Below are 26,075 nucleotides of genomic sequence, written 5' to 3'. Positions count from 1 at the left end.
TCTGCGCAAACGAGTACTCCTCACGACCTAACGATCATCACGCTTCGTCACCCATTCACGGACTTTGAGCCAGATCCTGAGTAGCGACAGCGCTTGTCGGTCAGGGTATGACCGGTCCTTCATATTCGCTATGAAAGCCTGTGGTTATGTCGTGATCCCGTAGCGACTTTGTCGAGGGTGGCGGTCAGGCGTGGGGGCTAGTGCGCCTGTGGGCGGATCAGGGTCGGATTCGCTTGGCGCAAGCGGGCAGGCTCTTATACCGAGCGCCGTTTCGGCCAAGCGGGCCTGGACGCGTTGGCCGGTGTTGCGGTCCCGCGGTGCGGAGTGGATGTGGGATCAGCTAGATATGTATCGCTCAAATGTTCTACCGCACGATGCAAACCGTTGGTAGTGTTGCGGCTACATAACGTGGAGGAAGGGGGGAGGGGTGGCGGGGTGCAGATCGTGCAGTACACGCCTCGATACCGCCCCGGAACAGGGGGTGGTGTATGAGCAAGCTCACCGCGACCGCCCCCTGCACCGCCCATGCCGCGGTGGTAGAGCAGAGCGGCGAGATCGTTTCTCAGGCGCTGCTGGTGCAGCGGGTGGCGTGGCTGGCCGGCCTGGCCCGGGACCTGACCGCCCGGCTGGTCGCCGAGCGGTGGAATCCAGCGGATCTGGACGCGCTGGCCTGCGGGGTAGGTCTGGACGGGCGGGCGTTGCCGTCGAAAGGCTGGATGGCCCTGCGCAGGCTCGGCTGGGCCGTGGCCCCGGCCGCGGGCGTGCATGTCTGCGATCGGGTGCTGCGGTGCGCACAAGAGCAGGCCGCTCGCGCATTGCGGCTAGCGCTGCACCGGCGCACGCTGGTCGCGGCGATCGCGGCGATCGCGGCGACCTGGCCGGCCGATGCGCGTAAGCGGACCGGCGCCGAGTGGCAGGCGCTGCGCAAGATGCTGCCGGATGGGGTGAGCCCGGCGGAGATCCGCAACCGCACCCGGCAGATCCGCGCCTACCGCGATGAGCATGGCGCTCTGCCGGCCGATCTGACCGACCTGGAAGAACCCCCGAACATTGCGGCGCAGATCGTGCTGGCCGCGGCCGACCGGCAACTCCTCACCCTGGAACGCACCGGCGAAGACAGCGCCCGCCTGCGGGTACGCCTCCCCCTGGCCGAATCCCCCGCCTCCGGCAGGGACTGGGCCTGGCACGTGCTGCCGATCACACTGCCGCCCACCGTCCCACCCCAGGCCAAGCTGTGCACCCCCACGCTACGGGTGAGCAAGGGCCGGGTGCGTGTCGATCTGCCGTTCCAGACCCCGATCGGCTTCGCGCCCGCCACCGGCCACGTGGTCGCGTGCGGGTTCGACTGGGGCCTCAACACCCTGCTCACCGGCGCGACAGGACGACTGACCGGCGGCCGGGTCCTCTGCGACGGGCGGCCGCTGACCTACGACGCCACCGGCATCTCCGCCAAGCTGCACCGGCTGCGGACCGAGCGCGAGCATCTGGCCGCCAAGCACGAGCATCTGGAACGGCTGCTGGCCCGCCTCACGCCCGCCGACCCCCGCCACGCGAAGCTGGCCGCGGCCTGCGAGGTCCTCGGGGTCGAGCACGAGCGCGTGTGCGCGCGCATCCGCCACCTGAACAAGGCGCTGGCCTGGTCGGCGGCACGCTGGGCGGTCGACCAGGCCGCCGCCGCGGGGGCAACGGTGGTCTACCTAGAAGACCTGGCCACCCTGGAAGCGCGCGGACGCCGCGGGCGGGCGAACGCGCGCCTGTCGGGGCAGGTGCGCGGGCAGATCGCCGAGGCGATCCGGCACCTGGCGGCCAAGCACACCATCGCCGTGGTCACCGTCCCGGCCCGCGGCACCTCCAAATACTGCCCCCGCTGCGGGACCGGCACCTCGGCGCTCCAGCACTGCCCGGCCCCGGACCGGCTCACCGAGAAGGGCTGGGCGTGGGCGTCCTGCCCGGCCTGCGGGCTGTCGTGTGACCGGGACTGGGCGGCGGCCGAGCGGATCGTCTCCCGCGGTCTGCTCGGCCAGCAGGCCACCCGCACCCACCGCACCACCGGGGAGCGCACCATCGGCACGGCGGTGGAGGGCAACATCGCCCGCGCCCGCCGAACGCGCAAGCCCACCCGGGCCGCTCGCCGCGCCCGCCGCACCCGGACCGACCTGCACCCCCGCGGGACAGATCCAAGAACCGTTCCACCCCGAAACGGCCCGCACGCACACAGAGCCACACGCTCGACAACCCGATGACCTCCAGCCGTGTGCCCGACCGGCGCACGGTGCCCGCCCCATTCCCTGCCGGGAGTGGACAGCGTCCGGCGGGCCATGCACCCCAGACGGAACGGCGACCGCCGTACCGGACAGGGCATGTCAGGAATTCTCACCACCGGACCGGCTTCCACCACGCCCAAGCCGCCCCTGTGCTCGCACTCGCCGAGCGCACAAGCGGCTTGGGCCAGGCTACGCCCGTCCTAATTGCCTGATTCCCTCAGGGAATTATAGAGAATTCAAGACGCTGCTCCGTCACTGCGTTGGATATGGAGCCCGGCCTGCAGGGGCCCGCAGGAGGTCTCGCCAGTCGGCGGGCCAATTGGCCAGCGCAAGAGCGCCGGCCATGACGAGGTGTGTCGGCGCGGCCCAGCTTTCACTCAGCCCGTCTGGGCTGATGATGTGCGTGGTGACCTCTCCGGTGAGCACGAACGCCAGCGTGGTCGCGCCCAGGAAGCGTGTTCGTCTACTGGGAATTGCGAGCGGGATGGCGCTGAGGCCTTCCAGACTGCCGATGACGAAGCGCATCCAGGACGGGTAACCCCACTCAACGTGACCGAGGCGTGTCAGTCGGCAAGCGCGAAGCCGGCCGCCGCCTCCGCGTGCAGTCGAGCGCTCGGCAGCACCGGGATGGCGCTGTCCTTCTCACTGATCAGCAGCTCGATCTCCGTGCAGCCGAGGATGACGCCTTCAGCGCCGTCGTCTGCGAAATCATCGATGATCTGGGCGTACGCGTCCCTGGACGATTCCTGGAGCACCCCGCGCACCAGTTCGTCGAAGATCACGCGATGGACCAGTTCCCGCTGCTCACGCTGCGGGACGACCACGTCGAAGCCGTGGGCGGCCAGCCGATCCCGGTAGAAGGGCTGCTCCATGGTGAAGCGAGTGCCCAGCAGACCGACCTTGCGCATGCCCCTGCCGCGGACCTCGGCGCCCACGGCGTCGGCGATGTGCAGCACGGGCACGGTCGCCGCCCGCGCCACGTCGTCGCTCACCCGGCTGAAGGTGTTGCTGCAGACGAGAAGGAGGTCGGCGCCGAGATCCTCCAGTTTCCTGCCGGCACCGGTCAGCAACGTACTCACCTCGTCCCAGCGGTCGGCGAAGATGAGGTCCTCAACGGTCGTGTAGTCGATCGACCAGATGAGGCTGTTGGCGGAATGGCTGCGGCCGAGTCGCTCGCGCACCCGCTGGTTGATGATCTGGTAGTAGATCACCGTCGATTCCCAGCTCAACCCGCCGATGAGACCGATAGTGCGCATGGAACTCCGTTTCGCCAGCTTGTGCCGGCAGGCTAGACGGAGTGCCTGCTCATTTAGAAGACCAAAAGCTGTTCAGCCGTCCGGGCCGTCCGTGCTCTGGATCGGCTCGATCAGGTCCCCTATCGTGCAGTCGAGAATGTCCAGCAGGGCCAGCTGTATGCGCAGATTCAGCCGTTCCGGCCGTTCGACGACCAGCCGGTAGACCTGGCTCTGCGACAGCTGGAAACCCCGTTCGGTCAGGAGCGGTCGAAGGTCGGTGGTGGCGTACGTGCCGCGGCTGGCCATCACGGCGAAGCGAAAGCGGCTGCCTCGCTCGGTCAGCCAGAGGGCGTGCCCTGCAGCCGCGACCACCAAGGACTCCGCTGCCTCCGCCATCGCGAGCGGATCCCCTGCTCCGACCGCGGTCAGCACGTTGAAGCGGAGGTCGGCGACGAGTCGGCCGATCTCCGCGTGCCGGGCGTGGGAGGCGTCCGCCTGCTGCCCCATCGCGCCGAGCACGGCGACGGTACGACGGGTGCCGGCCAGGGCCTTCACCGCCCGCAGCCCGGCCCGCATGGATTCGGGGTTGGCGTTGTAGGGGGGCAGACCAAGTACGGGAGAAAGGGACAGTCATCCGCTGCGGCGGTTATGCTCAGCCTGCTGAGCGTGCCCTCAACGGTTCTTCCGCTTCGTGCCGCGCGGAGTCATCGGGCTGTGTCGGGGCCTGACCGAAGGCGTTCCAGATGGGCAGGACTCACGTACGTGCCCTCCCAGCGCGGAGGGGGGGCATCGCACGGTTCAGCACGACGCGGATGAGCTTGGAACATGCACTCTGGCGGCTGCCACCGGGGGGATGGCGGCTCTGGGTCCCTCATCCGGAATGGCGGTCACTGGAGCCATGTGCCTGGCCGCCGGCGTCATCGCCCATCAAGCCGTCCCCTCCCGCGACACACATGGTCCCGGACTGCACTGTCCTGCCGCTGACATGGCACGCCTGGCCGCTGGCGCTCAAGGTGGCCGCCCACGAGGCGAGGAGGGTGAGGGCGTGGGCAGTCGGTGAGCCGGGTTCGGCAGTGTAGATGGTCATGGTGAGGTCGGGTTCGGCGCGTAGGTCGACGCTTTCGTAGGCGAGAGTAAGGTCGCCGACGATGTGGTGGTGGAAGTGTTTGACGCCGGTGCCGTGGGTGCGGACGTTGTGGGCGCTCCAGCGGCGGCGGAAGTCGTCGCTGCGGGTGGACAGCTCACCGACGAGGTCGTGCAGGCTCTTGTCGTGGGGGTCTTTGCCGGCTGCGGTGCGCAGGTTCGCGACGCACATGTCAGCGGCCAACTCCCAGTCGGCGTTGAAGCGGCGGGCCGCACTGTCGAGGAAGGTGAACCGGGCGAAGTTGGGTGGGCTGCTGGGGTCGGTGTAGAGGTCGCAGTACATGGCCCGTCCAAGGTGGTTGGCGGCGAGCAGGTCCATCCGGTTGTTGCCGATGATCGCCGGGGCGTTGATGGTGTCGAGCGACCATTGCAGGCTTGGCCGGATGGTCCACTGCTTCGGGCGGCGGCGGGGCCGCAGGATGGCGTTGCTGCCGTCGGCCTCGTGCGCAAGGCGGAGCAGATGGGCGCGTTCGGCGTCGTCCAGTTGCAGGGCGCGGGCGATCGCGTCGAGAACGCTGGCTGAGACTCCGGCCAGGGAGCCGCGTTCGAGTTTCGCGTAGTACTCAACGCTCATCCCGGCCAGGGCGGCGACCTCGCTGCGCCGTAGCCCGGGGACTCGGCGGTGACCGGCGACAGGCAGGCCGGCCTGCTCGGGGGTGATCTTGGCGCGGCGTGAGGTGAGGAATTCGCGCACTTGGGGCCGGTTGTCCATGACGCGACGGTATGACAAGCCCCCGGGAGGTTGGGATGTACTGGGAGTACACCCATCAGGAGTGACTTCCTTCCCGGAGGCGGCCCCGACTTTGCTGGATGCCATGACCGATGCCGTGACTGCCGCCGTTTGGACCCGCTGCCTGGCCGCCTGCCTGCTGACCGTGTCGATGGTCGCCGCCCTGGCCGGATGCTCGCTCTCAGCAGACCCGCGTGTCACCGGGCCCATGTCACCGTCGGTTACACAATCGGCACCACGGTCGGGGTTATCGTCGGGTCCGGCGAGCGCTGCCTCGGGGATGCCGGTGGTGCTGCGGTTCGGTGACCATGCCGCGGCCGCGAGGTTGACCGACACGCCGCCATCGCGGCGCTTCGCTGCGATGCTGCCGTTGACCGTGCAGCTCGAGGACGTGTGGGGGCAGGCGAAGTCGGGGCGGCTGCCGCACCTGCTCGCAGTCGAGGGCGGCACGCCGGTCCATGATCCCACCCCGGGCGACATCGCCTTCTGGCCCCCGAGCGGGATGATCGCCGTCTACTACGACGACCTCGGCCAGGCGGTGCCCGATCCGGGCCTGGTCCGCCTCGGCGTCGTCGAGGCCGGCCTGGACAGGCTCGCCGACGCGGGCAGCCGGGTCGTGGTCCGGATCGATCTGGCCGCCGCAACCAGCTCCTGAACTCACCGCCTGAACCGACCACCATCACCATCACCGACCACCATCACCGCCTACAAGGAAAGTGCTCTGCTCATGCGTGTTGCTGTCATGACCGCCCCTGGTGAGGTCCACGTCGAGGACCGTCCCGATCCGCAGATCATCGAACCGACCGATGCGATCGTCCGCTTGTCGGCGACCTGTATCTGCGGCTCGGACCTGTGGCCGTATCGAGGCGTGGAGAAACTCGAGGGGCCGCGGCCGATGGGCCACGAGTACGCCGGCATCGTCGAGGAGGTCGGATCCGCGGTCACCACGGTGCGGCCGGGCCAGTTCGTGGTCGGTTCGTTCTTCGCCTCCGACAACACCTGCGAGATCTGCCGGTCCGGCTACCAGCCCTCCTGCCTGCGCCGGGAAGCCGCCGCCCCCGGCGGCGCGCAGGCCGAACGCATGCGGGTCCCGCTGGCTGACGGCACCCTGGTCGCCACCCCGGCCTCACCCCCCGATGATCTGGTGCCGAGCCTGCTCGCCGCCTCCGACGTGCTGGGCACGGGCTGGTTCGCCGCCGTCGCCGCCGAGGCCGGCCCCGGCAAGACCGTCGCGGTGGTCGGTGACGGCGCGGTCGGGCTCCTCGGCGTGCTGGCCGCCAAGCAACTCGGCGCCGAACGCATCATCGCGATGAGCCGCCACGACGCGCGGCAGAAGCTCGCGTTGGAGTTCGGCGCCACCGACGTCGTCGCCGAGCGCGGCGACGCCGGCGTGGCCGCGGTCAAGGAGCTGACCGGCGGGCTGGGCGCGCACTCGGTCATCGAAGCCGTCGGCACCCAGGAGGCGATGATGCAGGCGATCCACGCGACCCGGCCCGGTGGGCACGTCGGCTACGTCGGCGTCACGCATGACGTCGCCCTGCCGGGGATGGAGCTGTTCTTCTCCCACGTCCATCTGCACGGCGGGCCCGCGCCCGTACGCCGGTTCCTGCCCGACCTGATCGACCGGATCTGGACCCGCCAGATCGAGCCGGGCAAGGTCTTCGACCTCGAACTTCCGCTGGACGAGACCGCCGCCGGCTACCGGGCCATGGACCACCGCGAGGCGATCAAGGTTCTCCTGCGTCCCTGACCAGGCCGGCCTCGCCCCGACCCGGCTCGATCATCCAGGAGGACAGCATGACCACCATGGCCCGCATCGGCGCGCGCCCTGCACCCACCCACGCGCGAGGCGAGACATCCACACATAGACGCCATCACGGCACTCACCCACTGGCTGCCGAAAACGGACCGCCCGCCATGACAAGCCGTTCCGCGCAGCGGCGCCGGAAGGTGCGCCCCGCTCTCCACACCAGGCAAGGGAGGAAAACCCCTGACCTGACGTATGCACGACGCGACGCCGTGCGACGCCCCACCGAGCAAGCCATGCGAGGCCGCACCATGCGGCCGTCGTACGCCACCCTGAAAAGAGCATGCCCCGCATGTCACCCTCACAAGACAGCCGATCCCGCCGACTGCCCCTTGTCGTGTGGGTGCTGGCTGCCGGCACGTTCCTCATGAGCGGCACCGAATTCGTCGTGGCCGGTCTGCTGCCCGAGATCGCAGACGATCTGGGCGTCAGCGTGTCCCAAGCCGGCCTGCTGGTCACAACATTCGCCGCAGGCATGATCATCGGCCCTCCGGCGATGGCGATCGCGACGTTGCGCCTGCCGCGGCGCTCCACGCTGGTTCTCGCACTCGTCGTGTTCGCCCTCGGCCATGTGGTCGCCGCGCTGAGCTCGGACTTCGCCGTCGTGCTCGTTTCGCGCGTGGTGACCGCTCTGGCCACGGGCGCCTTCTGGTGCTTGGCCACGGTCATGGCGGCCATCGCGGCAGGACCGACGGCAACCTCACGCGCCATGGGCCTGCTGATGGGGGGCCTGACGGTGGCCAACGTCGTCGGAGTGCCCCTGGGCTCATGGCTGGGCCAGGTGTCCGACTGGCGCGCGCCGTTCTGGGTGCTCGCAGCGCTGTCGGCCGGCGCCGCGGCAGTCGTCGGCCGGTTCATCCCGGACGAGCCGCGACAGCAACCACCCTCCGTCCGGGCCGAGTTCGCCGCGCTGCGGCAGCGGCGGCTCTGGCTGGTGCTCGGCTTCATCGCCCTTCTCCTGGGTGGTGTCCTGGCGACCTACAGCTACATCTCACCTTTGCTCACCGACCGCGCCGGCGTCCCTATCGGGTCCGTGCCCTTGGTTCTGGCCGCCTACGGTGTGGGCGCCGTGCTGGGCACCGCGGCCGGCGGGCGCGTGGGCGACGACCGGCCGCTGGCCACGATGATCGTCTCGGCCGGGGCGACCACGCTGATCCTTTGCCTGCTGGTGTTCTTCTCCACCAGCCCGGGGGTGACCGTCGTCCTGGTGATCCTCCTGGGCGTGACCGGCTTCGCGGCGACCCCGGTGCTCGGCGCGCTCGTTGTGCGCTTCGCCGGTTCCGCGCCGACCCTCGCCACGTCACTGGGCAGCGCGGCGTCCAACGTGGGCGTCACCATCGGCTCCTGGGCCGCAGGCATCGCCCTGGCCTCGTCCCTGCGGGAGGCCGGCCCTCCCCTGGTCGGCACGGTGGCGGCCGTACTGACCGCCGTACCGCTGACCGCGCTGGCTCTGATGCATGCCACCCGGTCCGAGACACCTTCGCCTCAGCCTGGAGCGGCGGCGGGCCCGCCGGCCCAGACCAGGACCCGGGACCGTTCCTGAGCGATTCCTGAAGTTGTCTGTCAACGCTCGAGGTGTCCGAAGCTCTGAAAACCGCGTATTCGGCGGGTCCCCGGCCCGGCCGGCCTGCCGGGTCCGGTGGCGGCATAAGGCCATCACCTTCCCTAGCTGAGGGTGCGCGCGTCACTACTGCTGATCTCGGCCTGTCATCACCTATGCGGCAGATGCCGGTTATGAGGGAGGAATGGATGCCAACCGGCGCCGGACGTGTCACGCTGGCCACCATCGCCGCCTCGGCCGGTGTCTCCGTGGCGACCGTGTCGAAGGTGCTCAACGGCCGCAGCGACGTCGCACCGGCCACCCGGGCGCTGGTGCGGTCCCTTCTGGCGGAACACGGCTACGCCCCTTCCCCGTCCCGCCGCCAGGACGGCGCGCCGGCCACGGTCGAGGTCCAGCCGCCCGGGGAACTGTGCGCCTACTCCGCCGAGATCGTCAACGGCATGATCGAGGCCGGAGCCGAGGCGGGCGCGGCAATCGTCGTCGCCGACAGCGCGAGCATGGCCGGCGGCGGCACCTTGTGGACCCGCGGCCTGGTCGCCGCCGGGCGGCGAGCGGTGATCACGGTGGCCTGCGAGCCGAGCCCGGCCCAACGCGCCGCGCTGTCGCGGGCCCGCCTGCCGGTGGTCGTCGTCGATCCGCTGAACCTGCCCGACGGCCAGGTGGCCAGTGTCGGCTCCACCAACTTCGCCGGCGGCCTGGCCGCCACGGAGCACCTGCTGGCCCTGGGCCATCGCCGCATCGCCTACCTCGGCGGCCCCGCCGACACAACCGCCAACCAGGCCCGCATGCACGGCTACCGCGCCGCCATGGAGGCCGCGGGCGTGCCCGTGCTGCCCGGATACGTCCGCGCCGCGGGCTACTGCTACCCGGACGGGCTGCGCGAAGCACAGCGGCTGCTCGATCTGCGGCCCATGCCGTCGGCCGTCTTCGCCGCCAGCGACGAAATCGCCGTGGGCGTCCTGCACGCCGCCCGGGGCCGCGGGCTGCGCGTCCCGCAGGACTTGAGCGTCGTCGGCTTCGACGACACCCAGATCGCCTCCATGACCTCGCCGCGGCTGACCACCATCCGACAGCCGCTGCGCGAGATGGGCGCGCTCGCCCTGCGCACCGCGCTGCGCCTGGCTGCCGGCCAGGCGATCGAGTCCCGCCACATCGAACTCGCGACCGAGCTGGTCGTGCGCGAATCCAGCCTGGCCACCCTGACTCCACAACCTTCTCCCAGCTGCGACACCGCATAGGACCCGCGCATACCCGACGGATCAGGCGCCCAGGCACATGGCAGTCTCTGACAAACAACAAGCTCATCGGGCATCGCGGGCCTTGGGAGCGCAGCTCCAGCACCGCCCTGGAATATTGTCTAGTGGCTCGTCTCTGAACGTTGACCCGGTAATTGATCTCGGACGGTGAACCCGTCAGGCTGACTGCCTCTGCAACTCTTGGGAGGTGGTCGTGGCTCGCCGACCGGATGTGTTCGTCCGGCCCTTGTCGATGGAGGAGGGCCGCAAACTACAGCGCATCACCCGGACCGCCAAGGACCCGGTCAAGCTGCGCCGGGCGATCGTGGTGATGATGTCCGGCCAGGGCCAAAGCGTGCCGGACATCACCTCGTTGATGCAGGTCAGCGACGATTATGTGCGTGATGTCATCCACGCCTTCAACGAGCGGGGGTTCGACGCGCTGGACCCAAAATGGAGCGGGGGCCGGCCACCGGCGATCAGTGAGCAGACGCGCGAGCACATCTGCCTCATCGCCCGCACGGCCCCCGCCGAGTGGGGCATCACCGGCCACTCCACCTGGAGCCTGCGCACCCTGGCCGAAGGCGAGATCAGACACCGCGCGGCGAGTCCTCCCCGCGACCAGCACCCGTGACCCCCTCCGGCCCGCGAACCCTGCGTCTCTGGGGCGTGACCACGATCTTGTCACGCCCCAGGGATTTCTCGGCAGGGGTTATAGCAGGGCGTCGGCGGTGATGGGGAAGTCGCGGACGCGGCGGCCGGTGGCGTGGAAGACGGCGTTGGCGATGGCGGGTGCGATGCCGACCAGCACGATCTCGCCGAGTCCCTTCACACCCAGGGGGTTGGCTTCGGGGTCGTTGCCGTTGAGGTAGATGGCGCGCAGGTCTCGGATGTCGGCGTTGACGGGCACGAGGTAGTCGGCGAGGTTCGCGTTGACGATGCGGCCGTCGCGGGGGTCGGTGACGGTGTGTTCGAGCAGAGCCTGGCCGATGCCGCCGACCATGCCGCCGATGGCCTGGCTGTCGGCGAGCTTGGGGTTGACGATCTTGCCGGCGTCGTAGACGGCGAGCATGCGCCGGATTCGGACGAGGCCGAGGCGGGCGTCGACGGCGACCTCGGTGAACACCGCGCCGTAGGCGGACATGGAGAACCGGTCGTGGTTCGCTCCGGCGTAGTCGCCGATCGCTTCGAGGTGGGAGCGCTGGTTGCGGGTCAGCAACTGCTGGTAGGTCTCCCCGCGGGCCGGGTCGTTCTTCACCTGGAGTCGTCCCTTGCGGACGATCACGTCGTCCGGGTCGACCCGGTGCAGGGGTGACCGGGGGTCGTTGACCGCCAACGTGATCGCCCGCCGGCGCACCTGGTCGCTGGCGTCCAGGATCGCGGTGCCGACACTGGCCATGGTCGTCGAGCCGCCGTGCGGCCCGGTCCGCGGCATGATCGAGTCACCCAACCGGAAGTCGACCGTGGTCATGGTGAGGCCGAGCGCGTCGGCAGCGACCTGCGGCATGGAGGTGTAGGTGCCGGGACCCATGTCGCTGGTCGCGGACTGCACCAGGGCGGTGCCGTCGGCGTCGAGCCGCACATGTGCCTGGGCTGGGAACCCTCCGGTGTCGTAGACCGCGGCGGCCATGCCGGTGCCGATCAGCCAGTCACCGTCCCGTGTCGACCGCGGTTTCGGGTTGCGGCGATGCCAGCCGAACTCGCGGGCGCCCACCTGGTAGCACTCGCGGAGCCTCCGGGTGGAGAACGGCAACCCGGACGACGGGTCCTCGGCGGGTTCGTTGCGCAGTCGCAGTTCGATCGGGTCGATGCCGAGTTCGTGGGCGAGTTCGTCCATGGCGGACTCGATGACGTAGGAGGCGGTGGCGAAGCCAGGGCCCCGCATCCAGATCGGGGTGTTCACGTCCAGCGGCACCGTCGCATACGCCTGACGGACGTTGGGCATGCTGTAGAGCATCTGCCCCGGCGCCAAGACCCCCTCGGTGAACGTCTCATAGCTCGACGTCTCGGCCTTGATGTCGTGCGTCATCGCGGTGAGCCGGCCGCGCCGGTCGCTGCCCATGCGCACCTTGTACTCGTAGACGGGCCGGTATCCGGTGCCGAAGTAGAGCTGGCGGCGGGACAGGACGAGCTTGACCGGGCGGCCGGTCTCGCGGGCAGCCAGCGCCGCGACGACAGTGTGCGGCCAGCACCGCAGCCCACTGCCGAACCCACCCCCGACGAACGGCGAGATGACCCGCACCGAGCTCTGGGAGATGCCGAACACGGCCGCCAGTTCGACCTGCGTGCCGTTCGTCACCCACTGGGTCTTGTCCCACACCGTCAGTTTCCCGCCATCCCAGCGGGCGATCGTGGCGTGCGGCTCCATCGGGTTGTGATGGTTGCGGGCGAGCCGGTAGGTCATGTCCAGGCGGACCTGCGCCGTACCGAGCGCGGTGTCGGCGTCGCCACGTGCGTAGGTCTCCGGCTTGTCGGCCGGCGCGGAGGTCAGGTCCGTGGTGGGTTGCTCGGCATCGTAGAACACCTGGACCAGGCTCGCCGCGTGCTGCGCGGCCTCCAGGGTGGTGGCGACCGCGACGGCGACCGGCTGCCCGAAGAACAGCACCCGGTCGTCCTGGAAAACCCGCAACCGCCTGCCCGGTGGGTTGTTCGACCCCGGATTGTCCTGATAGGGCAAACGAGGCGCGTTGCGGTGGCTGAGCACCGCCAGCACACCAGGCTGTGCGGTTGCGGTGCTGGTATCGACACCGGTGATCCGTCCGCGGCCGATGCTGCTGTCCACCACGACCGCGTACGCGGCCCCGTCGATGCCGTCCTCAGGGCCGTGGTCGGCGGCGTAGCGCGCGCTCCGGTCACCTTCAGCCGTCCGTCCACCCGGGAGTGCGGGGTGCCGACAGCGACCTGTGGCTGCAGGGTCATCGGGTACCTCCCACCACGCGCAGCTGGCGTGCCACCGTGCGCTTGAGCAACTCGACCTTGAAACCGTTGTGCGTGAGTGGCTTGGCCCCGTCCGCCGCGCGTTCCGCGGCCTCGGTCCACAGCGCGTCCGACGGCCGCTTGCCGACCAGATACCGCTCCACGGCAGGCAGTTTCCACGGCACGGTGCCCACACCGCCCGCGGCGACCTTCGCCGTCCGGATGACCCCATCCTGGACGTGCAGCGCCACGGCCGCGGAGGTGAGGGCGAACTCATAGCTCTGCCGGTCCCGCACCTTGAGGTAGCCGGACCATAGCGGGCGTGGATGAGCGGGGATCTCCACCGCGGTGATCAGCTCGCCGCGCTGGAGCGCCTGTTCGCGGTCCGGGGTGGTGCCGGGCTGGAGCAGGAAGTCGGCGAACGGCACAGTGCGCTCACCGCCAGGGCCGAGCAGCCGCACGCTCGCCTCCAGCGCCGCGAAGGCCACGGCGACGTCGGAGGGATGCGTGGCCACGCATTGGCTGGAGGTGCCGAGGATGGCGTGGGTGCGGTTGAAGCCGTCCAGTGCCGCGCATCCGGAGCCGGGGCGGCGTTTGTTGCAGGCCGCGCTCACGTCGCGGAAGTAGGTGCAGCGGGTGCGTTGCATGATGTTGCCGCCGATGGTGGCCATGTTCCGCAGCTGCGCCGACGCGCTCAGCTCCAACGCCTCGGAGATCACCGGGAACGCGCCCCGCACCTGCCGGTCCGCGGCCGCCTCGGACATCCGCACCAGCGCACCGATCCGCAACCCGCCGTCGCGGGTGGTAGTGATGTCCCGCAGCGGCAGCGCACTGATATCGACCACCGCCTCGGGGCGTTCGACGGTCTCGCGCATCAGGTCGACCAGCGTCGTGCCGCCCGCGATGTACCGGCCGCCGCGCTGGCCGGCGGCCAGCGCCTCCCGCGTGTCAGCGACTTTGGTGTAGGCAAAAGGAAACATGGGTCACCCGGCCTTCGCGGCCTGCTCGACCGCCCGGACGATCTTCACGTAACAGCCGCAGCGGCAGATGTTCCCGCTCATCCACTCCCGGATCTCCTCCGGCGACCCGATGTGACGCTCCCGGATACACCCGACCCCGGACATGATCTGCCCCGGCGTGCAGAAACCACACTGGAACGCGTCCTGGTCGATGAAACGCCTGCTGCAACGGATGCAGCTTCTCGCCAGACGCGAGGCCCTCGATCGTGGTGACCTCCGCACCCGCCAGTCGCACCGCCAACGTCAGACACCCGTTGACACGCCGCCCGTCCACCAGCACCGTGCACGCACCGCACGCCCCGGCGTCGCAGCCCTTCTTCGTGCCGGTCAACCCGAGGTGCTCACGCAGCAGATCCAGCAGCGACGTGCGGTTGTCGACGGTGACGGTGCGACGAGTCCCGTTCACCGTCACCGTGACGCGACTGCCGAACCCCTCGGCAACCGCGTCGGCGGCGGCGGCCTCGGCGGCGGGTTCTGTGTCCAACAGCGACGGTCCCGCGACGGCGGCAGCCCCGCCAACAGCCGAGGCGGCGATGAACGTACGCCGGGACAACGCCGACGACGACTCTGACGTGAAGTCCGACGAGAAATCCGATGGGGATTCTGGCATGGACGTCGACTCGGTCGTCGGCAGGAAGTCCGCGGCCGAAGAACGTGGTGGATCAGGCAGTTCGGACATGCGATCGACAACACCACATACCCGCATCCGCGTGGGAGTCACTGTTAAGACATCTACTGGCAGTACACCCCAGAACCGACCAAACAACCGTACGAGGAAACGGGTCTCTCCGGCCCACACCACCCTGCCCGACGCAGCCTTGGCGATGACACGTCTCGTCCTGCTCGATCGGGAGCTCACGCGAGGGATTCGAGCGCGGCGGCTTCCTCGTCGGTGAGCGTGATGATCGCGGCGGAGAGGTTCTCGTCCAGATGGGCGACCTGAGAGATGCCGGGGATCGGCAGCATGACCGGCGACTTGACCAGGCGCAAAAGCCAGACTCGGGTCGGTGAGGTCACGGGTCTCGTTCCCCACCATCGGCCGGGCGATGGCATACCTGCATGACCGGGCCGGACCCCGAGCTGGAGCCGTGCCCTGAACTTCTGGACGGTCTGCGCGCACGCCTGCATGGACTGGACGAGCAGATCGACACCCTCGCCCGTTCCCGCCAAGCCCTCGCCGACTACATCGAAGCCACCGAGCGGCGCGCGCCCAAGGAGTATCAGCCCTGCGACTCCACCCCCTAGTCGAACCATCGACCGGGTGGGCGTGAGGGCACCGGGCTCACACATCGACCAAGTGGAGCCGTTGCTCCGCAGATCCTCCAGGACGACGTGGCCGCCCTGAAAGCCGATCCGTCGGTGGAGAACCTGGTCAAGCTCGTGCGGGACGCCGTCCGGTCATGGCGTCGCCGAACCGGGACAGCCAGCGCGGTGAGTGCGCGCCGAAGTCGGTGCCGGCGAACACCCGCAGCTGCTGCTTGAACTCCTCGAGGGCCGGCGGAACCGTGCGGTCCTCGGCCACCCCTTCGGCGGGCACGACGACGCGGTACACCCCGTCCCCGAGAGGCCCGGCACCGAACCGCAGCTGGGTCTTGCGGACTTCCGCGACGATGGCGGCAACCGTCGCCGGATCCTCGGTCACCTCCATCTCGCCCAGCAGCGTCTCGACCTTGGTGGGCTCACCCGGGAAGCCGACGCCGAGCAGCTTGCGCACCGTCCTGCGGCCGCCGTCGCAACCGACGAGGTAGCGTGAGCGCAGCTGCGTGCCGTCGGCCAGCTCAGCGGTCACGCCGTCCCCGTCCTGGCTCAGCCCGACCAGCGCGCAGCCGCGCCGGATCTCGACGCCGACTTCGGTGGCGCGCTCGGCCAGCAGCCTTGACATTGTGTCGGCCGGCTCGCCAAGAACGCCGGCCGGATCCGCGTCGACCTGACCAAGGCAGAACACGGCACAGCCGTTTTCTGCCTTGGCGGAGAGCGTCGCACCGACACCTGGCCCTACTGAACCGACTACACCAGGACGAATGAGAAATCTAGTTTCGTCCTGCGGTTCAGTGGGATATCGATCTTGACTCTGCGAGCGATCTCATGACGACTGATGCCTAATCCATGAGCGATGAGCCGTTCGGGACGGACTGGCACGGGATCGTCGAAGGTGACCGTGATCTGAAGGGGCCACGGATCCTCGGGAACGGGAGGTGTGTGGAGTTCCCAGCACCCGTCCCAATCGAGAGCGAACCGGTTGCGCCGGGCGATCAACGGGTCGAGAAGGGTAGCCACGACGAGGGAAGGCGAGTTGGCCGAGTAACCGGCCAGAAGGTCAGCGGGCAGTGAGCGGACCGGGACGCGATCGTGGACGGTGAGCTTGCTGGTCCGGCCACAGGAAACGCAGTGGACCAGGAGCCAGACGTCGAGAAGTTTGCCGTTGGCGTTGACGCGGAACCTGCCGTTGCCGATGGTGGCGCGGCCGGAAGGGCAGGCCACGCAGCGGAGGGCGAGCAGAGGCAGGCGGGTGCGCCGCACCGCCCAGGGCAGCACGATATGAGGATGTGAAGACATGATCTCTCTGAAGACCTGACGAAGAGCACGGAAAACAGAGCCGACGGCGTCGTCGGCGACCGATGCGCGGGGGAGTGTCAGGTTTAAAGAGCAGGCGGCGTCATGCGCGCGAAGTCCTCACGTTGGGGTGAGGACCCAGGCTAGGTGACCACCATCCGAAAGATCCACCCGTTTTCGCGACCGCCGTCAGCAGAACGCGTATCTCGGCGCTGGAGTGTCGGTGGCGACGGACACTTCTCGGGCTCTGGCCGGTCGATACCTCGTGTTTACCGTTTGACCTGCAGTGACGCCAATCGGTGCGCCGTCGATGATCTCAACGGCAGCCCACGGGGCGCTGTGGTGCTGTTCGAACTCCCCGAACAGCACCCTGGTCACGCGACAGATGATCGAACATGTGATCTAAAATCTGTAGTCCCGGGCTTCGGCCGTGGTTACGATCTTGATGTTCGCCGGCCGTGCTGATCGGCCGGCTCTACCGGACGGGAGAATGCCCTTGAGGCGTGCAATGATCGCGTTAGGCGTCGGCCTGAGCGTGCTGAGCTCCACTGTCGTCGCCGGCCCCGCGCAGGCCGCGTCCGTAGTGGCGGTCCCGCTGGCCCCCGCCGTGGCGACGGCCCAGGAGGTCGCCAGGTTCTGGCTCGCCGACGACTCCGCCAACCTGCGGAACGCCACGCCGTACACCCTGCGAACCGTGGCCGGCGGCGAGCGCCTGTCCACCGAGATCCTCCCGGACGGCCCCGCGCACAGCGTCCCGCCGGTCGAGGCGGAGAACCCGGCGGCCGGGGACCTGCCCGCGACTTCGGGCAAGGTGTTCTTCATCGGCGGCGACGGCCGGCCGCACTGGTGCACCGGCACATCCGTGCAGTCGAAGTTCCGCAACCTCGTCGCCACCGCCGGTCACTGCATGCTCGATACTGAGGCTCCGGCCGGCGGGCTCGGCAAGTGGGTCTTCGTCCCGGCTTATTCCGAGGGCACGACCCCGTTCGGCCTGTACGTCGGCAAGCAGGGCATCACCCACTACGACTTCGACGACATCCGGGACTACGACCGGGACTACGCCTTCGTCACCGTCTACAGCGGAGTCGTCGTCTCCTCCCCGGATGTGCTGACCAACGTTGGCAGGCTGGGCGACAACGTCGGCTGCCAGGGCCTCGCGATCAACCAGCCGCTTCCGCCCACGGCCGACGTCTTCGGCTACCCCGCCGGGACCCACCCCGACGGCACCGGCCCTTACACGGGCCAGACCCTTGAACGGTCGACCGGCTCGACGTTCGCGCTGAAGCCGACGGGCCTGCCCGCGGACCGGCCCGTCGGCGTGGAGTCGCCGTTCACCGGTGAAGGCTCACTCGGGTCGGCGTGGGTGACCGGCTACGCGAGCGACACCCGTACCGGCTATCTCAACGGCCTCACGATCAGCGTCGCCGACACCGACGGCGACAACCGGTACGACACCGGCATCTCCCCGTACTTCGACACCGAGCTGTTCCTGGTCTACCGGGACGCCGCCCACCGCTGGACCGGCTCCATCACGTACATATCTGGTTGAGCCGCCTCCCGGGTCGCCTCGACGGATCGGGACGGCCCGGGAGGTCCTTGCCGGCCGTGACGGTCAGCGTCGCCTTCGACTGCCGAACGTGTCGTTCCCGGCCCACTGGACGACGCGCGTGTACTCACCGGGCAGCCGGCGGCGTGTCGCCGAACATGTACGACCCGTTCTCCCTGGTCAGCGCGCTCGGCAGCGTGGTGGCGACCGTGCCGTCGTCGGTGGTCTGAGTGCGCTGCACGGTGAGCCGGACGAACCGCGGGCGGGCCGGCCCCTCGGCTCACCGGGCCGTCAGCACGTTCGACCTGGCCACGCTCGCGCAGGTGCTCCAACGTCAGGACCGGATGACCGTCAGGTGACGGCCTTGCGGCACACGGTGCCCGGCGCGGGGAGGCGCAGGCTGATCAGGTAGCGGTTGACGTGGGAGATGATGCAGGAGACGCCGGCGTTGTAGAGGCCGTGGCCGTGCCACTGATACTGGACCGCGGCCGAGCCGGGCACCCGCCGCACGATGTCCGCGGAACCGTCGAAGTCCGTCCAGGAGCCGACGCCCAGGTAGGGCGGCAGCCCCTTGGCAGGCAGCGGCGCGGGCGGGTTGGTGACGGGGGCCGGCCAGCCGACGCAGGCGAGCGGGTGCCAGAGCTCGATCCCGGCGATGTTCGGCAACAGGCGCTCACCCTTGCGGCGCTTCTTCCGGTACTCCTCGTAGTCACGAAATCCCAGGCCGTCGAGGCAGTGGGTCATGTTCATCCCGATGAACGCGGGGACCTTCGGGCTTTTCGTGCTTTGCCGGACGTAGTCGGCGAACCCTGAGGCGTCACTGTCGGCGGCCCGCTTGATCGCCTCGGCCAGTTCCGTCCATCGGGGGAACCCGGGCTCCGGACCCGGTGAGATGATGCTCGAAGCGGCGGCCTCCTTGATGTCGAACCCGCTGTAGGCGGCCTGCGGCGATTCGCCCTTGACCGGCACCGGGACGCGGTCGGCCCGCGCCACCAGCGCTCGCCAGACCTCGCCGACGTCCTGGCCGTGCAGCGCGCAGGTGGTGGTCGCCGCGCACCAGGCGGCGAAGCGGGTGAAGGACTCCTCATGGGTGAGCCTGCCCTGCGCGCGGTCCATGTACGGGCTGACCGAGCCGTCGAACACCATCGCGCGCACCCGGCCGGGGAACAGCCGGGAGTAGTCGATCCCGGGTACGCCGCCGTAGGAGGTGGCGATGAAGCTCAGCTTCTCCTCGCCCAGCGCGACGCGGATCGCCTCCATGTCCCGCGCCACGGAGGCCGAATCCATGTGGTCGAAGAACTCGGGATCGGCGGCGCGGCATCGCTCCGCCGCCGCCCGGTTGCGCCTGCCCAGCTCGGCGTACTCGGCGCGGGTATCGGGCCAGGTGATCCAGGGGCCGGAGACGAGGCAGTCGTAGGGCAGCACCCCCTTGTCGATGGTGTTGCGGGGCTCGACGCTGACCACGTCGAAACGATCGCGCAGCTCGGCGAAGCTGCCCGCGTTCTCACTCAGATCCGCCACGCCCGAGCCGCCCGGCCCGCCGGGGATCGCGAACACCGTGCCCATCCGGCGTTGGGCACCGGTGGCCGGCAGCAGGCCGACAATCAGGTCGAGCTTCCGCCCGGACGGCTTGGCCCAGTCCAGGGGCACCTTGATCGAGGCGCAGCGCATCTCCTCGAAGAGGTTCTTGTCCGCGCAGTCCGCCCAGGCCAGCCTCGACGGGCCGGAGCCCGGCGAACCGGCCGCGGCGGCGGGCACCGCCGAGACCAGGACGGCCGCGGCCGCGCCGATCGCCAGTACCTTGATCCGGCGCCCGGTCAACGCGATCATCGTGGCGCCCGCCGTCAACGCGGCGATCACGTACGCGACCAGCAGCCCCGCCGCCGCGGCAGGCGGCATGATCCCGCCACCGACCCCCGCGATCTGGAGCGGAAGATTTTCGATCATGAAGGAGCCGGCCTGCGCGCGCAGCGGCATGGGCAGCGTCTTGGCCACCACCGGCAGCACCACGATGATCACGCTCAGCACGACCAGCACGCCGGGGGTGGAGCGGACGGCGGCCCCGACGCCGAGCCCGATCAGCGCGACCGCGGCCATCGACAACCCGGCGACGATCACCGAGGCGAGCGCGCCCGGCTCCGACAGCGACGTGCCCAGCGTCACCCCGTCGCGAAGCAACTGCTCGGCCCGGTCGCCGAGCACCGCCATGGAGGCCGCGTGCATGACGAACGCCAGAACCTGACCCGCCACCAGCGCGACCGCGGCCAGGCCCGGCACCTTGGCCAGCAGGAGTACCTGCCGGCGCGGCACGGCCACCAGGCTTGTCTGGATCATCTTGGTGCCGTACTCCGAGGTGATCGCCAGGGCGCCCAGCACGGCGAACACGAAGTAGGCGACCGCGATCCCGTTGCCGATGCCGTCCCCGTTGCCGGGGAAGGCCATCCTCTCTTCCATCGTCTGGTTGTCGAACCCGCGGCCGATCATGAACGCGATCCCGGCGCAGGCCAGGACGGCCGCCACCGAGCAGGCCAGCAGGTAGAGGTTCGAGCGGAGCGAGCGGAGCTTCAGCCACTCGGAAGCGATCACGTCGATCATCGGGCGGCCTCCTTCGGAGTGGCCCTGTTCCCGGTCCTGTACTCGGTGCTGTCCTCGGTGAGCCGCATGAACGCCTCCTCCAGGGACGCGCCGCGCGGTGACAGCTCCGCCAGCGCGATCCCTGCGGACAGCGCCAGCACGCCGATCTCGGCCGCGTCCAGGTGACGGACGGACAGGGCGCCGTCGTCCTCGGCCACCACCGTCGCCCCGTGCGCGCGCATGATGGCGGTGAGCTGCTCCGGGTGGGGCGTGCGGACCAGCACGTCGCCCTGGAAGTGCCCGGACAGGGCGTTCATGGCGGTGTCGGCGATCAGCCGGCCCCGTCCGATGACGATGACGTGGTCGGCGCTGAGCGCCATCTCGTTCATCAGGTGACTGGACAGCAGCACGGTACGGCCCTCGTCCGCCAGCGAACGCAGCAGGTCGCGCAGCCAGCGGATGCCCTCCGGGTCCAGCCCGTTCAGCGGCTCGTCCAGCATCAGCACCCCCGGGTCCCCGAGCAGCGCCGCGCCGATCCCCAGGCGCTGGCGCATGCCGAGCGAGAAGCCGCTGATTCTCTTGCCGGCCACGTCTGTCAGGCCGACCTGGTCGAGGACGGCGGTCACGCGGGTGCGGCCGATGCCGTTGCTGCGGGCCAGGCAGGCCAGGTGCGCGTACGCGCTGCGGCCCCCGTGCACCGCTCCGGCGTCGAGCAACGCCCCCATCGACCGCATGGGACGGGGGATGGAGGCGTACGGGCGGCCGTTCACCAGCGCCTTGCCCGCGCTGGGCACCTCCAGGCCGAGGACGGCGCGCATGGTGGTGGACTTGCCGGCGCCGTTCGGGCCGAGGAAGCCGGTCACCAGTCCCGGTTCCACGGCGAACGTCAGGTCGTCGACGGCTACCTTGTCCCCGTATCTCATGGTCAGTTCATTGACTTCGATCACGGTCGTCAGCCTCGTTGCTCGGCCGGCCGATCTCGATGGTGGTGCGCCCACCGCGCCGGGCGTGCTTCCCCACCTTTGCTGGTAGGGCTAGGCCTACCGTCCGCGCCGTCCATGACTGGGGCGATCGGCTCATCAAGGCCCGGAACTCCCAAAGCTGGCCGCCGAGGGGCACCGCCGACCAGATCGCGGCCCTGTCGCCGTACCGTGCGGTCGCACATCACCCGGTTCGGGACCTGTGCCACCGACGAACTCGCGCTGATCCCCGCCGCGTTCCACCCCGTCCTCAAGGAGGTGGACTTCTCCGCCCTGGACCTGGCTGCCTGACCGGCCGGCGGAAAGTCGATCATGGACGTCGGCTGCTCCCCGGTGCTCGGCCAAGACCCGAGCGCCGCAGGCTTCGGCCAGAAGGCCGCGGCCAGTGGCCCCGGTCGCCGGGACTCCGACCGTCACACCACCATCCCGGCAGACGGGGGAGTCTTCATAGGGTGCCCCGCCGGCGCCGACAGCGGCCGGGGCACGATGCGTCGCCACGCGCGAAGCGATCGACAGTCAGGCCGCATCGTCGGCGAAGTGCGGCAGAACCATCCCGATCAGTGCGTCGACGTCGGCATCCACCATCGGCTCGCCGGTCATGCCCATCCGGTGGAGCAAAGTTCCGACGACGACGTCGATGAAGAACAGGACCCGGTTCTCCGGCTCGCCGAGCGCGTCCTGGAGCGCGAGTCGGTAGGGGTCCTGCAACTGCGCGGACAGGATTTCGCGCAGGGCCGGGTCGCTGACGGCGTCGCTGAACACGCCGGCGAACGCGTCGCCGACTCCGGGTTCGCCGATCTTCGCCGCGATCCAGCGGATGGCGGAGGACATGAGCTCAGCTCGACTGGTGCCCTCCAGCGGCGCCGGGCCGAACGCGTCCAGGAGGCAGTCCACGATCAGCGCGCCCTTCGAAGGCCAGCGGCGGTAGATCGTCGTCTTCGCGACGCCGGCCGCGGCGGCGATGCGGTCGACGGTGGCACGCGCGTAGCCGAGCTCGTGGACCGTGCTGAGCGTTGCGGCGAAGACCACGGCGTTGACGCCGGAGCGCGGGCGACCGGGCGGTCTGGCTGATGTGGTCGAGGTCATGTTCATACGATACCCATTTGCGCTACCTTAGGTATCGAAACCTTGGGTAGCGAAACTACGTGAGCAAGGAGAAGACATGAGTGAGGTCACTGCTACGGAGCGGCCGCCGGCGCCGGACTGGTCGACGATGACGGCCCAGGAGCTGCTCGCCTACCGCGACGCGGAGAACCGCTTTCGGGCGTCCAGCGCGGCGCGGGCGATCACCGGGGATCCGGATCCCGGCGCCGCGATCGGTTGGCAGGAGGTGGCGCTGCCCGGTCGCGAGCTCCCGGTCCGGGTGTACCGGCCTTCTGCCGGGCGCGACTGGGACGATGGCAGGGCCGGCCTGCCGCTCGTGCTCCACGTGCACGGGGGCGGCTTCGTGGGCACGGCGGTGCAGAGCGACTGGGTCAACAGCCATCTCGCCGCCCGGCTGCCCGCGGTCGTCGTCTCGGTCGAGCACCGCCTCGTCGACCCGGAGACTCCGCTGTCGGCGGCCGTCGACGACGGCTGGGACGTGCTCCAGTACGTGGTGCGGCATGCCGCGCAGTGGGGCATCGACCCGGCGCGGACCGCCGTCTTCGGCGAGAGCTGCGGCGGGTTGATCTGCGCCCTGGCGGCGATCCGGGCCGGAGACGCCAGCCCTCACCTGCAGGCGCAGGTGCTGGTCAACCCCGCTGTCGATGCGACCGAGACGATGCTCGACCACGCCTCGGTCACCCAGCACGCCCACACCCCGACCCTCGCCGTGCCGCAGCTGCAACTGTTCCAGCGGCTCGCCGTTCCACCGGGAACCGACCCTCGCGCGCTCTCGCCGCTGTATGCCGGCAACCTGAAAGGGCTGGCCCCAGCGCTGGTGGTGGTGCCGACCCACGACCCGTTGGCCGATCACGGCCGCCGCTACGCCGAACGACTGCGAGCGGCCGGGACGCCCGTGCGGCTCACCGAATACCCCGGAGCGGGGCACGCGTTCCTCAGCATGCCGGGCGTGGCGCAGCAGGCCGAGGCCGCGCGGGCGGAAATCCTCGAGTTCCTCCGAGCCTCCCTCACCGCGTGACCCGAAAGAAAGATGGGCCCGCCCCGCCGCGACCGTGTTGTTCATGCTCGGCACAAGCGTCGGGCTGACCGATCTGCTCACCAAGGACACCTCCGGCGACACCGGTCCCGTCCCGGAACGTTCCGGGGCGGGACCGGGGCACCGCAGTGCGCTCGACACGGACTCGACTGATACATGCTTAACGTCACAGACCCGGACCAATATGGGTCACGACCACCACGCACGCACGCACTGGAGGAAGACACAGTGAAGCGCATCGGCATCATTGGGGTAGGGGAGATCGGCCGAGCCGTCGTAGTGGGCCTGTGTGACGGAGCTGACAAGTCCCCCGAGGTGTTCCTCTCCCCACGGGGAGCCCGCACTGCTGCGGAGCTGTCCGAGCGCTACGAGGGCGTCCAGGTATGCGCCGACAATCAGGAGGTGGTGGACCGCTCCGAAGCGGTGATCATCGCCGTACGCCCTCCAGACCGGTATGAAGCACTGGCCGGCCTGAGTGTGGACGACGACAAGATCGTGGTGAACGTGATGGCCGGCGTCGGCAACGACGATCTGCGCCAGATACTCGCCACCGACGCCCTCCTGGTACGGGCCATCCCCTTGCCTGCCGTACGCGAACGGCGCTCCATCACGGTGACGTACCCGTCGCACCCGGCGGTGAACTCCCTCTTCGAGCACCTGGGCGGGGTGCTCCCGGTCGCGGACGAGGCGGCCTTCAACGTCTTCTCCGCACTGACGGGGACGCTGACCACCCACTACTCGTACCTCGCCACCCTCACGTCGTGGGCCATCGGCCACGGCATCGCCTCCGACGAGGCGGACAGCTATGTTCGCAGCCTCTTCCAGGGGGTCGGTCGCGGCCTGAGCGACGAGGCCAGATCCCTGCACCAGCTCGCGGCCGACCACGAAACCCCGAACGGAATCAACGAACGCATCCGCACCACATGGTTCACCCCTGCCAACTCCGAAGCCCTCAACCAAGCGCTCGATGACCTCCTCTCCGATCTGAAGTAGCCCCGGGCAGAGGGCTCGCGCCCAAAACCGCCCCGTGAATCGACCGCTGACTCACGGGGCGTGTTCTGTTGGGGCATTCGTTCGGAACCAATATGGCCAGCTATTTCTTAATGGCCCATCCTGAGCGGGTGGCCGGACTGATTCAGAGGCGCGTCGAGCTACTCGGGGGTCAGAGAGATTTGGAACGGAATCCGGCGTTAACGGGGTTCTCCCAGGTCAGCAACCCCCTGCCGCTGCGGTCTTCCGGACGTGGTTGACGCCGGATTCCGTTCCATCGCACAGACGGTTGGCGCTGATAATGATCACGTGTGGGAGGCAGCCCTGGGTCTCTATGTGGTGAAGGTGCAGCGGGCGGCTGGTGGGGGTCTGGGACGATCTGAGGCATGGCGCGTGGTGATGGTGGCGGCAGGGACGGCCGGGGCGAACCCGAGTGGCGCCCGGTGGCCGACGTGGACATGATGACCGCGGTCGTCCTGGAGCAGCTGGGCGCCAACCGCGATCAGGTGCGGACCCTGGAGCCGGCGCGGCGCGCCCCGCATCTGCTGGACGACCACACCGTGGAGCGGATCAAGCAGGTAATCAGGCAGCAGCGCGATCACATGTGGCTGTGGGTCGAGACCGGTGAGCGCTGGCAGGCTCAGGACCTGACCGCGGCCGAGGCGGCGAAGGTCGATCAGTACGTGGCGGCGGTGGAGGCGTCCGCGGCGAGCAACACGGTTATCCTGGCGCTGGCCGATGAGTTGGCCGCGGGCACGATCGAGGCGGCGCTGGCCAAGTCGGACCTGGAGCTGGGCGTGGAGGCATTGGCGGGAGCGCTGGCCCGGCAGGCGAACCCGTTCCCGGACGCGTCTCCGGTGCGGGTCCGCTACCCGTTGACGGCCGGCGACACCGATGAGACGTGGTGGCCGTGGCTGATGGGCCTGGTGGTGGGCAGGGTCGCCCCGGGCGAGTGGGACGTCGTGGTGATCGATGACCGTCTGGTGGAGGGGCTGGACGCCGGCGGGAACCCGGTCTACCCGGTCTGCCGCCGCGCGGCCGAGGCGATCCGCCTGCAATAGCTCTTGTCGGCATCCGTAACGACCGGCTGCTGTATCGTGATCCGCCGCCGCGCGAGCCGGAAACGGCGGCTGCGCCGGACGTCCCCGGCCGCCACGGCGAGCCGTTTTCCTGCGCCCGCCCCGACACCTGGGGCGAGCCCGACCAGCAGCTGACCCTCCACGATGGGCACTACGGCCAGGTCAGCGTCACCGCCTGGCACGGCCTGCACCCCAAGCTGGACAAGAAAGACCACTTCGCCCACCGGGCCGAAGCGCCGATCCTGTCCGGCACGGTCATTTGCGTCCAGGTGGAGCGGCTGCCCGGCGGACGACGTGCCGCCC

Annotated in this window: 22 protein-coding genes and 3 pseudogenes; 11 read left to right on the top strand and 14 right to left on the bottom strand. The window is 69.5% G+C overall.

Annotation, left to right across the window (positions count from 1 at the left end; genetic code table 11):
- The first annotated feature begins 488 nt into the window (after positions 1–488).
- A complete protein-coding gene (locus tag ACTMTI_RS53265; RefSeq protein WP_441128711.1) occupies positions 489–2,243 on the top strand; it encodes a zinc ribbon domain-containing protein in 1,755 nt (584 codons plus the stop codon).
- Positions 2,244–2,516: 273 nt separating this feature from the next.
- On the opposite strand, the gene ACTMTI_RS53260 is transcribed toward ACTMTI_RS53265, so the two are convergent.
- The 4 genes from ACTMTI_RS53260 to ACTMTI_RS53245 all read right to left on the bottom strand — a co-directional run bounded on the left by ACTMTI_RS53260 (position 2,517) and on the right by ACTMTI_RS53245 (position 5,354).
- Positions 2,517–2,831, bottom strand: coding sequence for a DoxX family protein (locus ACTMTI_RS53260; protein WP_441128716.1), 315 nt, complete (start codon positions 2,829–2,831; stop codon positions 2,517–2,519).
- A complete protein-coding gene (locus ACTMTI_RS53255) occupies positions 2,828–3,520 on the bottom strand; it encodes an aspartate/glutamate racemase family protein (protein ID WP_441128710.1) in 693 nt (230 codons plus the stop codon). Before ACTMTI_RS53255 ends, ACTMTI_RS53260 begins: the two co-directional genes overlap by 4 nt.
- 72 nt (positions 3,521–3,592) lie before the next feature.
- Positions 3,593–4,105, bottom strand: a complete 513-nt coding sequence (locus ACTMTI_RS53250; protein ID WP_441128714.1) for a glutamate ligase domain-containing protein — start codon at positions 4,103–4,105, stop codon at positions 3,593–3,595.
- Between the two features lie 265 nt (positions 4,106–4,370).
- Complete coding sequence (locus ACTMTI_RS53245) at positions 4,371–5,354, bottom strand: helix-turn-helix transcriptional regulator (protein ID WP_441128708.1); 984 nt, start codon at positions 5,352–5,354, stop codon at positions 4,371–4,373.
- 307 nt (positions 5,355–5,661) lie between these two features.
- On the opposite strand from ACTMTI_RS53245, the gene ACTMTI_RS53240 reads away from it, so the two are divergent.
- The 5 genes from ACTMTI_RS53240 to ACTMTI_RS53220 all read left to right on the top strand — a co-directional run bounded on the left by ACTMTI_RS53240 (position 5,662) and on the right by ACTMTI_RS53220 (position 10,609).
- Entirely contained in the window at positions 5,662–6,027 is a 366-nt protein-coding gene (locus ACTMTI_RS53240; protein WP_441128707.1) for a cyclophilin-like fold protein, read from the top strand.
- A 72-nt stretch (positions 6,028–6,099) separates the two neighbouring features.
- Positions 6,100–7,122, top strand: a complete 1,023-nt coding sequence (locus ACTMTI_RS53235; RefSeq protein ID WP_441128706.1) for a zinc-dependent alcohol dehydrogenase family protein — start codon at positions 6,100–6,102, stop codon at positions 7,120–7,122.
- Between the two features lie 349 nt (positions 7,123–7,471).
- The gene (locus ACTMTI_RS53230; RefSeq protein ID WP_441128704.1) at positions 7,472–8,722 is read left to right on the top strand and encodes an MFS transporter; all 1,251 of its coding nucleotides are present in this window, start codon (positions 7,472–7,474) and stop codon (positions 8,720–8,722) included.
- Between the two features lie 206 nt (positions 8,723–8,928).
- Positions 8,929–9,978 (top strand): LacI family DNA-binding transcriptional regulator, encoded by a 1,050-nt coding sequence (locus tag ACTMTI_RS53225; RefSeq protein WP_441128702.1) that lies wholly within the window; start codon positions 8,929–8,931, stop codon positions 9,976–9,978.
- A 211-nt stretch (positions 9,979–10,189) separates the two neighbouring features.
- Positions 10,190–10,609 carry a helix-turn-helix domain-containing protein gene (locus ACTMTI_RS53220; protein ID WP_441128700.1) on the top strand — a complete coding sequence of 140 codons (420 nt, stop codon included), beginning with the start codon at positions 10,190–10,192 and terminating at the stop codon, positions 10,607–10,609.
- A gap of 78 nt (positions 10,610–10,687) precedes the next feature.
- On the opposite strand, the gene ACTMTI_RS53215 is transcribed toward ACTMTI_RS53220, so the two are convergent.
- The 5 genes and pseudogenes from ACTMTI_RS53215 to ACTMTI_RS53195 form a co-directional block, all read right to left on the bottom strand.
- Positions 10,688–12,784, bottom strand: a complete 2,097-nt coding sequence (locus ACTMTI_RS53215) for a xanthine dehydrogenase family protein molybdopterin-binding subunit (RefSeq protein ID WP_441128712.1) — start codon at positions 12,782–12,784, stop codon at positions 10,688–10,690.
- 106 nt (positions 12,785–12,890) lie between these two features.
- A complete protein-coding gene (locus tag ACTMTI_RS53210) occupies positions 12,891–13,871 on the bottom strand; it encodes an FAD binding domain-containing protein (protein WP_441128698.1) in 981 nt (326 codons plus the stop codon).
- 3 nt (positions 13,872–13,874) lie between these two features.
- A pseudogene (locus tag ACTMTI_RS53205) lies at positions 13,875–14,322 on the bottom strand ((2Fe-2S)-binding protein).
- A 105-nt stretch (positions 14,323–14,427) separates the two neighbouring features.
- Positions 14,428–14,520 (bottom strand): annotated as a pseudogene (locus ACTMTI_RS53200) (hypothetical protein); the annotation flags it as partial.
- Positions 14,521–14,765: 245 nt separating this feature from the next.
- Positions 14,766–14,927, bottom strand: a complete 162-nt coding sequence (locus ACTMTI_RS53195; protein ID WP_441128697.1) for an aldo/keto reductase — start codon at positions 14,925–14,927, stop codon at positions 14,766–14,768.
- Positions 14,928–14,969: 42 nt separating this feature from the next.
- Between ACTMTI_RS53195 and ACTMTI_RS53190 the strand changes: the two genes are divergently transcribed.
- Positions 14,970–15,155, top strand: a complete 186-nt coding sequence (locus tag ACTMTI_RS53190) for a hypothetical protein (protein ID WP_441128696.1) — start codon at positions 14,970–14,972, stop codon at positions 15,153–15,155.
- Positions 15,156–15,312: 157 nt separating this feature from the next.
- Here ACTMTI_RS53190 and ACTMTI_RS53185 read toward each other — a convergent pair.
- Both ACTMTI_RS53185 and ACTMTI_RS53180 read right to left on the bottom strand, forming a co-directional pair.
- A pseudogene (locus tag ACTMTI_RS53185) lies at positions 15,313–15,825 on the bottom strand (FAD-dependent monooxygenase); the annotation flags it as partial.
- A 92-nt stretch (positions 15,826–15,917) separates the two neighbouring features.
- Positions 15,918–16,445, bottom strand: coding sequence for a DUF1062 domain-containing protein (locus ACTMTI_RS53180; RefSeq protein ID WP_441128694.1), 528 nt, complete (start codon positions 16,443–16,445; stop codon positions 15,918–15,920).
- Between the two features lie 526 nt (positions 16,446–16,971).
- On the opposite strand from ACTMTI_RS53180, the gene ACTMTI_RS53175 reads away from it, so the two are divergent.
- The gene (locus tag ACTMTI_RS53175) at positions 16,972–18,012 is read left to right on the top strand and encodes a trypsin-like serine peptidase (protein ID WP_441128693.1); all 1,041 of its coding nucleotides are present in this window, start codon (positions 16,972–16,974) and stop codon (positions 18,010–18,012) included.
- Between the two features lie 348 nt (positions 18,013–18,360).
- Here the strand turns inward: ACTMTI_RS53175 and ACTMTI_RS53170 are convergent, their stop codons facing one another.
- The 3 genes from ACTMTI_RS53170 to ACTMTI_RS53160 form a co-directional block, all read right to left on the bottom strand.
- Complete coding sequence (locus ACTMTI_RS53170) at positions 18,361–20,604, bottom strand: alpha/beta fold hydrolase (RefSeq protein WP_441128691.1); 2,244 nt, start codon at positions 20,602–20,604, stop codon at positions 18,361–18,363.
- Positions 20,601–21,530 (bottom strand): ABC transporter ATP-binding protein, encoded by a 930-nt coding sequence (locus ACTMTI_RS53165; RefSeq protein WP_441128689.1) that lies wholly within the window; start codon positions 21,528–21,530, stop codon positions 20,601–20,603. Before ACTMTI_RS53165 ends, ACTMTI_RS53170 begins: the two co-directional genes overlap by 4 nt.
- Before the next feature lie 549 nt (positions 21,531–22,079).
- Positions 22,080–22,649, bottom strand: coding sequence for a TetR/AcrR family transcriptional regulator (locus ACTMTI_RS53160; RefSeq protein ID WP_441128687.1), 570 nt, complete (start codon positions 22,647–22,649; stop codon positions 22,080–22,082).
- Positions 22,650–22,725: 76 nt separating this feature from the next.
- Between ACTMTI_RS53160 and ACTMTI_RS53155 the strand changes: the two genes are divergently transcribed.
- From ACTMTI_RS53155 to ACTMTI_RS53145, 3 genes are all read left to right on the top strand, one after another.
- The gene (locus ACTMTI_RS53155) at positions 22,726–23,685 is read left to right on the top strand and encodes an alpha/beta hydrolase (RefSeq protein ID WP_441128685.1); all 960 of its coding nucleotides are present in this window, start codon (positions 22,726–22,728) and stop codon (positions 23,683–23,685) included.
- Positions 23,686–23,931: 246 nt separating this feature from the next.
- Complete coding sequence (locus ACTMTI_RS53150) at positions 23,932–24,696, top strand: NAD(P)-binding domain-containing protein (protein ID WP_441128683.1); 765 nt, start codon at positions 23,932–23,934, stop codon at positions 24,694–24,696.
- Positions 24,697–25,079: 383 nt separating this feature from the next.
- On the top strand, positions 25,080–25,754 hold the full coding sequence (locus ACTMTI_RS53145; protein WP_138667628.1) for a hypothetical protein: 675 nt from the start codon (positions 25,080–25,082) through the stop codon (positions 25,752–25,754).
- Positions 25,755–26,075: the final 321 nt, after the last annotated feature.

The sequence above is a fragment of the Nonomuraea sp. H19 genome, assembly GCF_052068215.1.
In the GTDB taxonomy this organism is placed as follows: domain Bacteria; phylum Actinomycetota; class Actinomycetes; order Streptosporangiales; family Streptosporangiaceae; genus Nonomuraea.
Note: the sequence above shows the minus strand (reverse complement) of the source record. Positions and strands in the feature narration are given on the sequence as shown.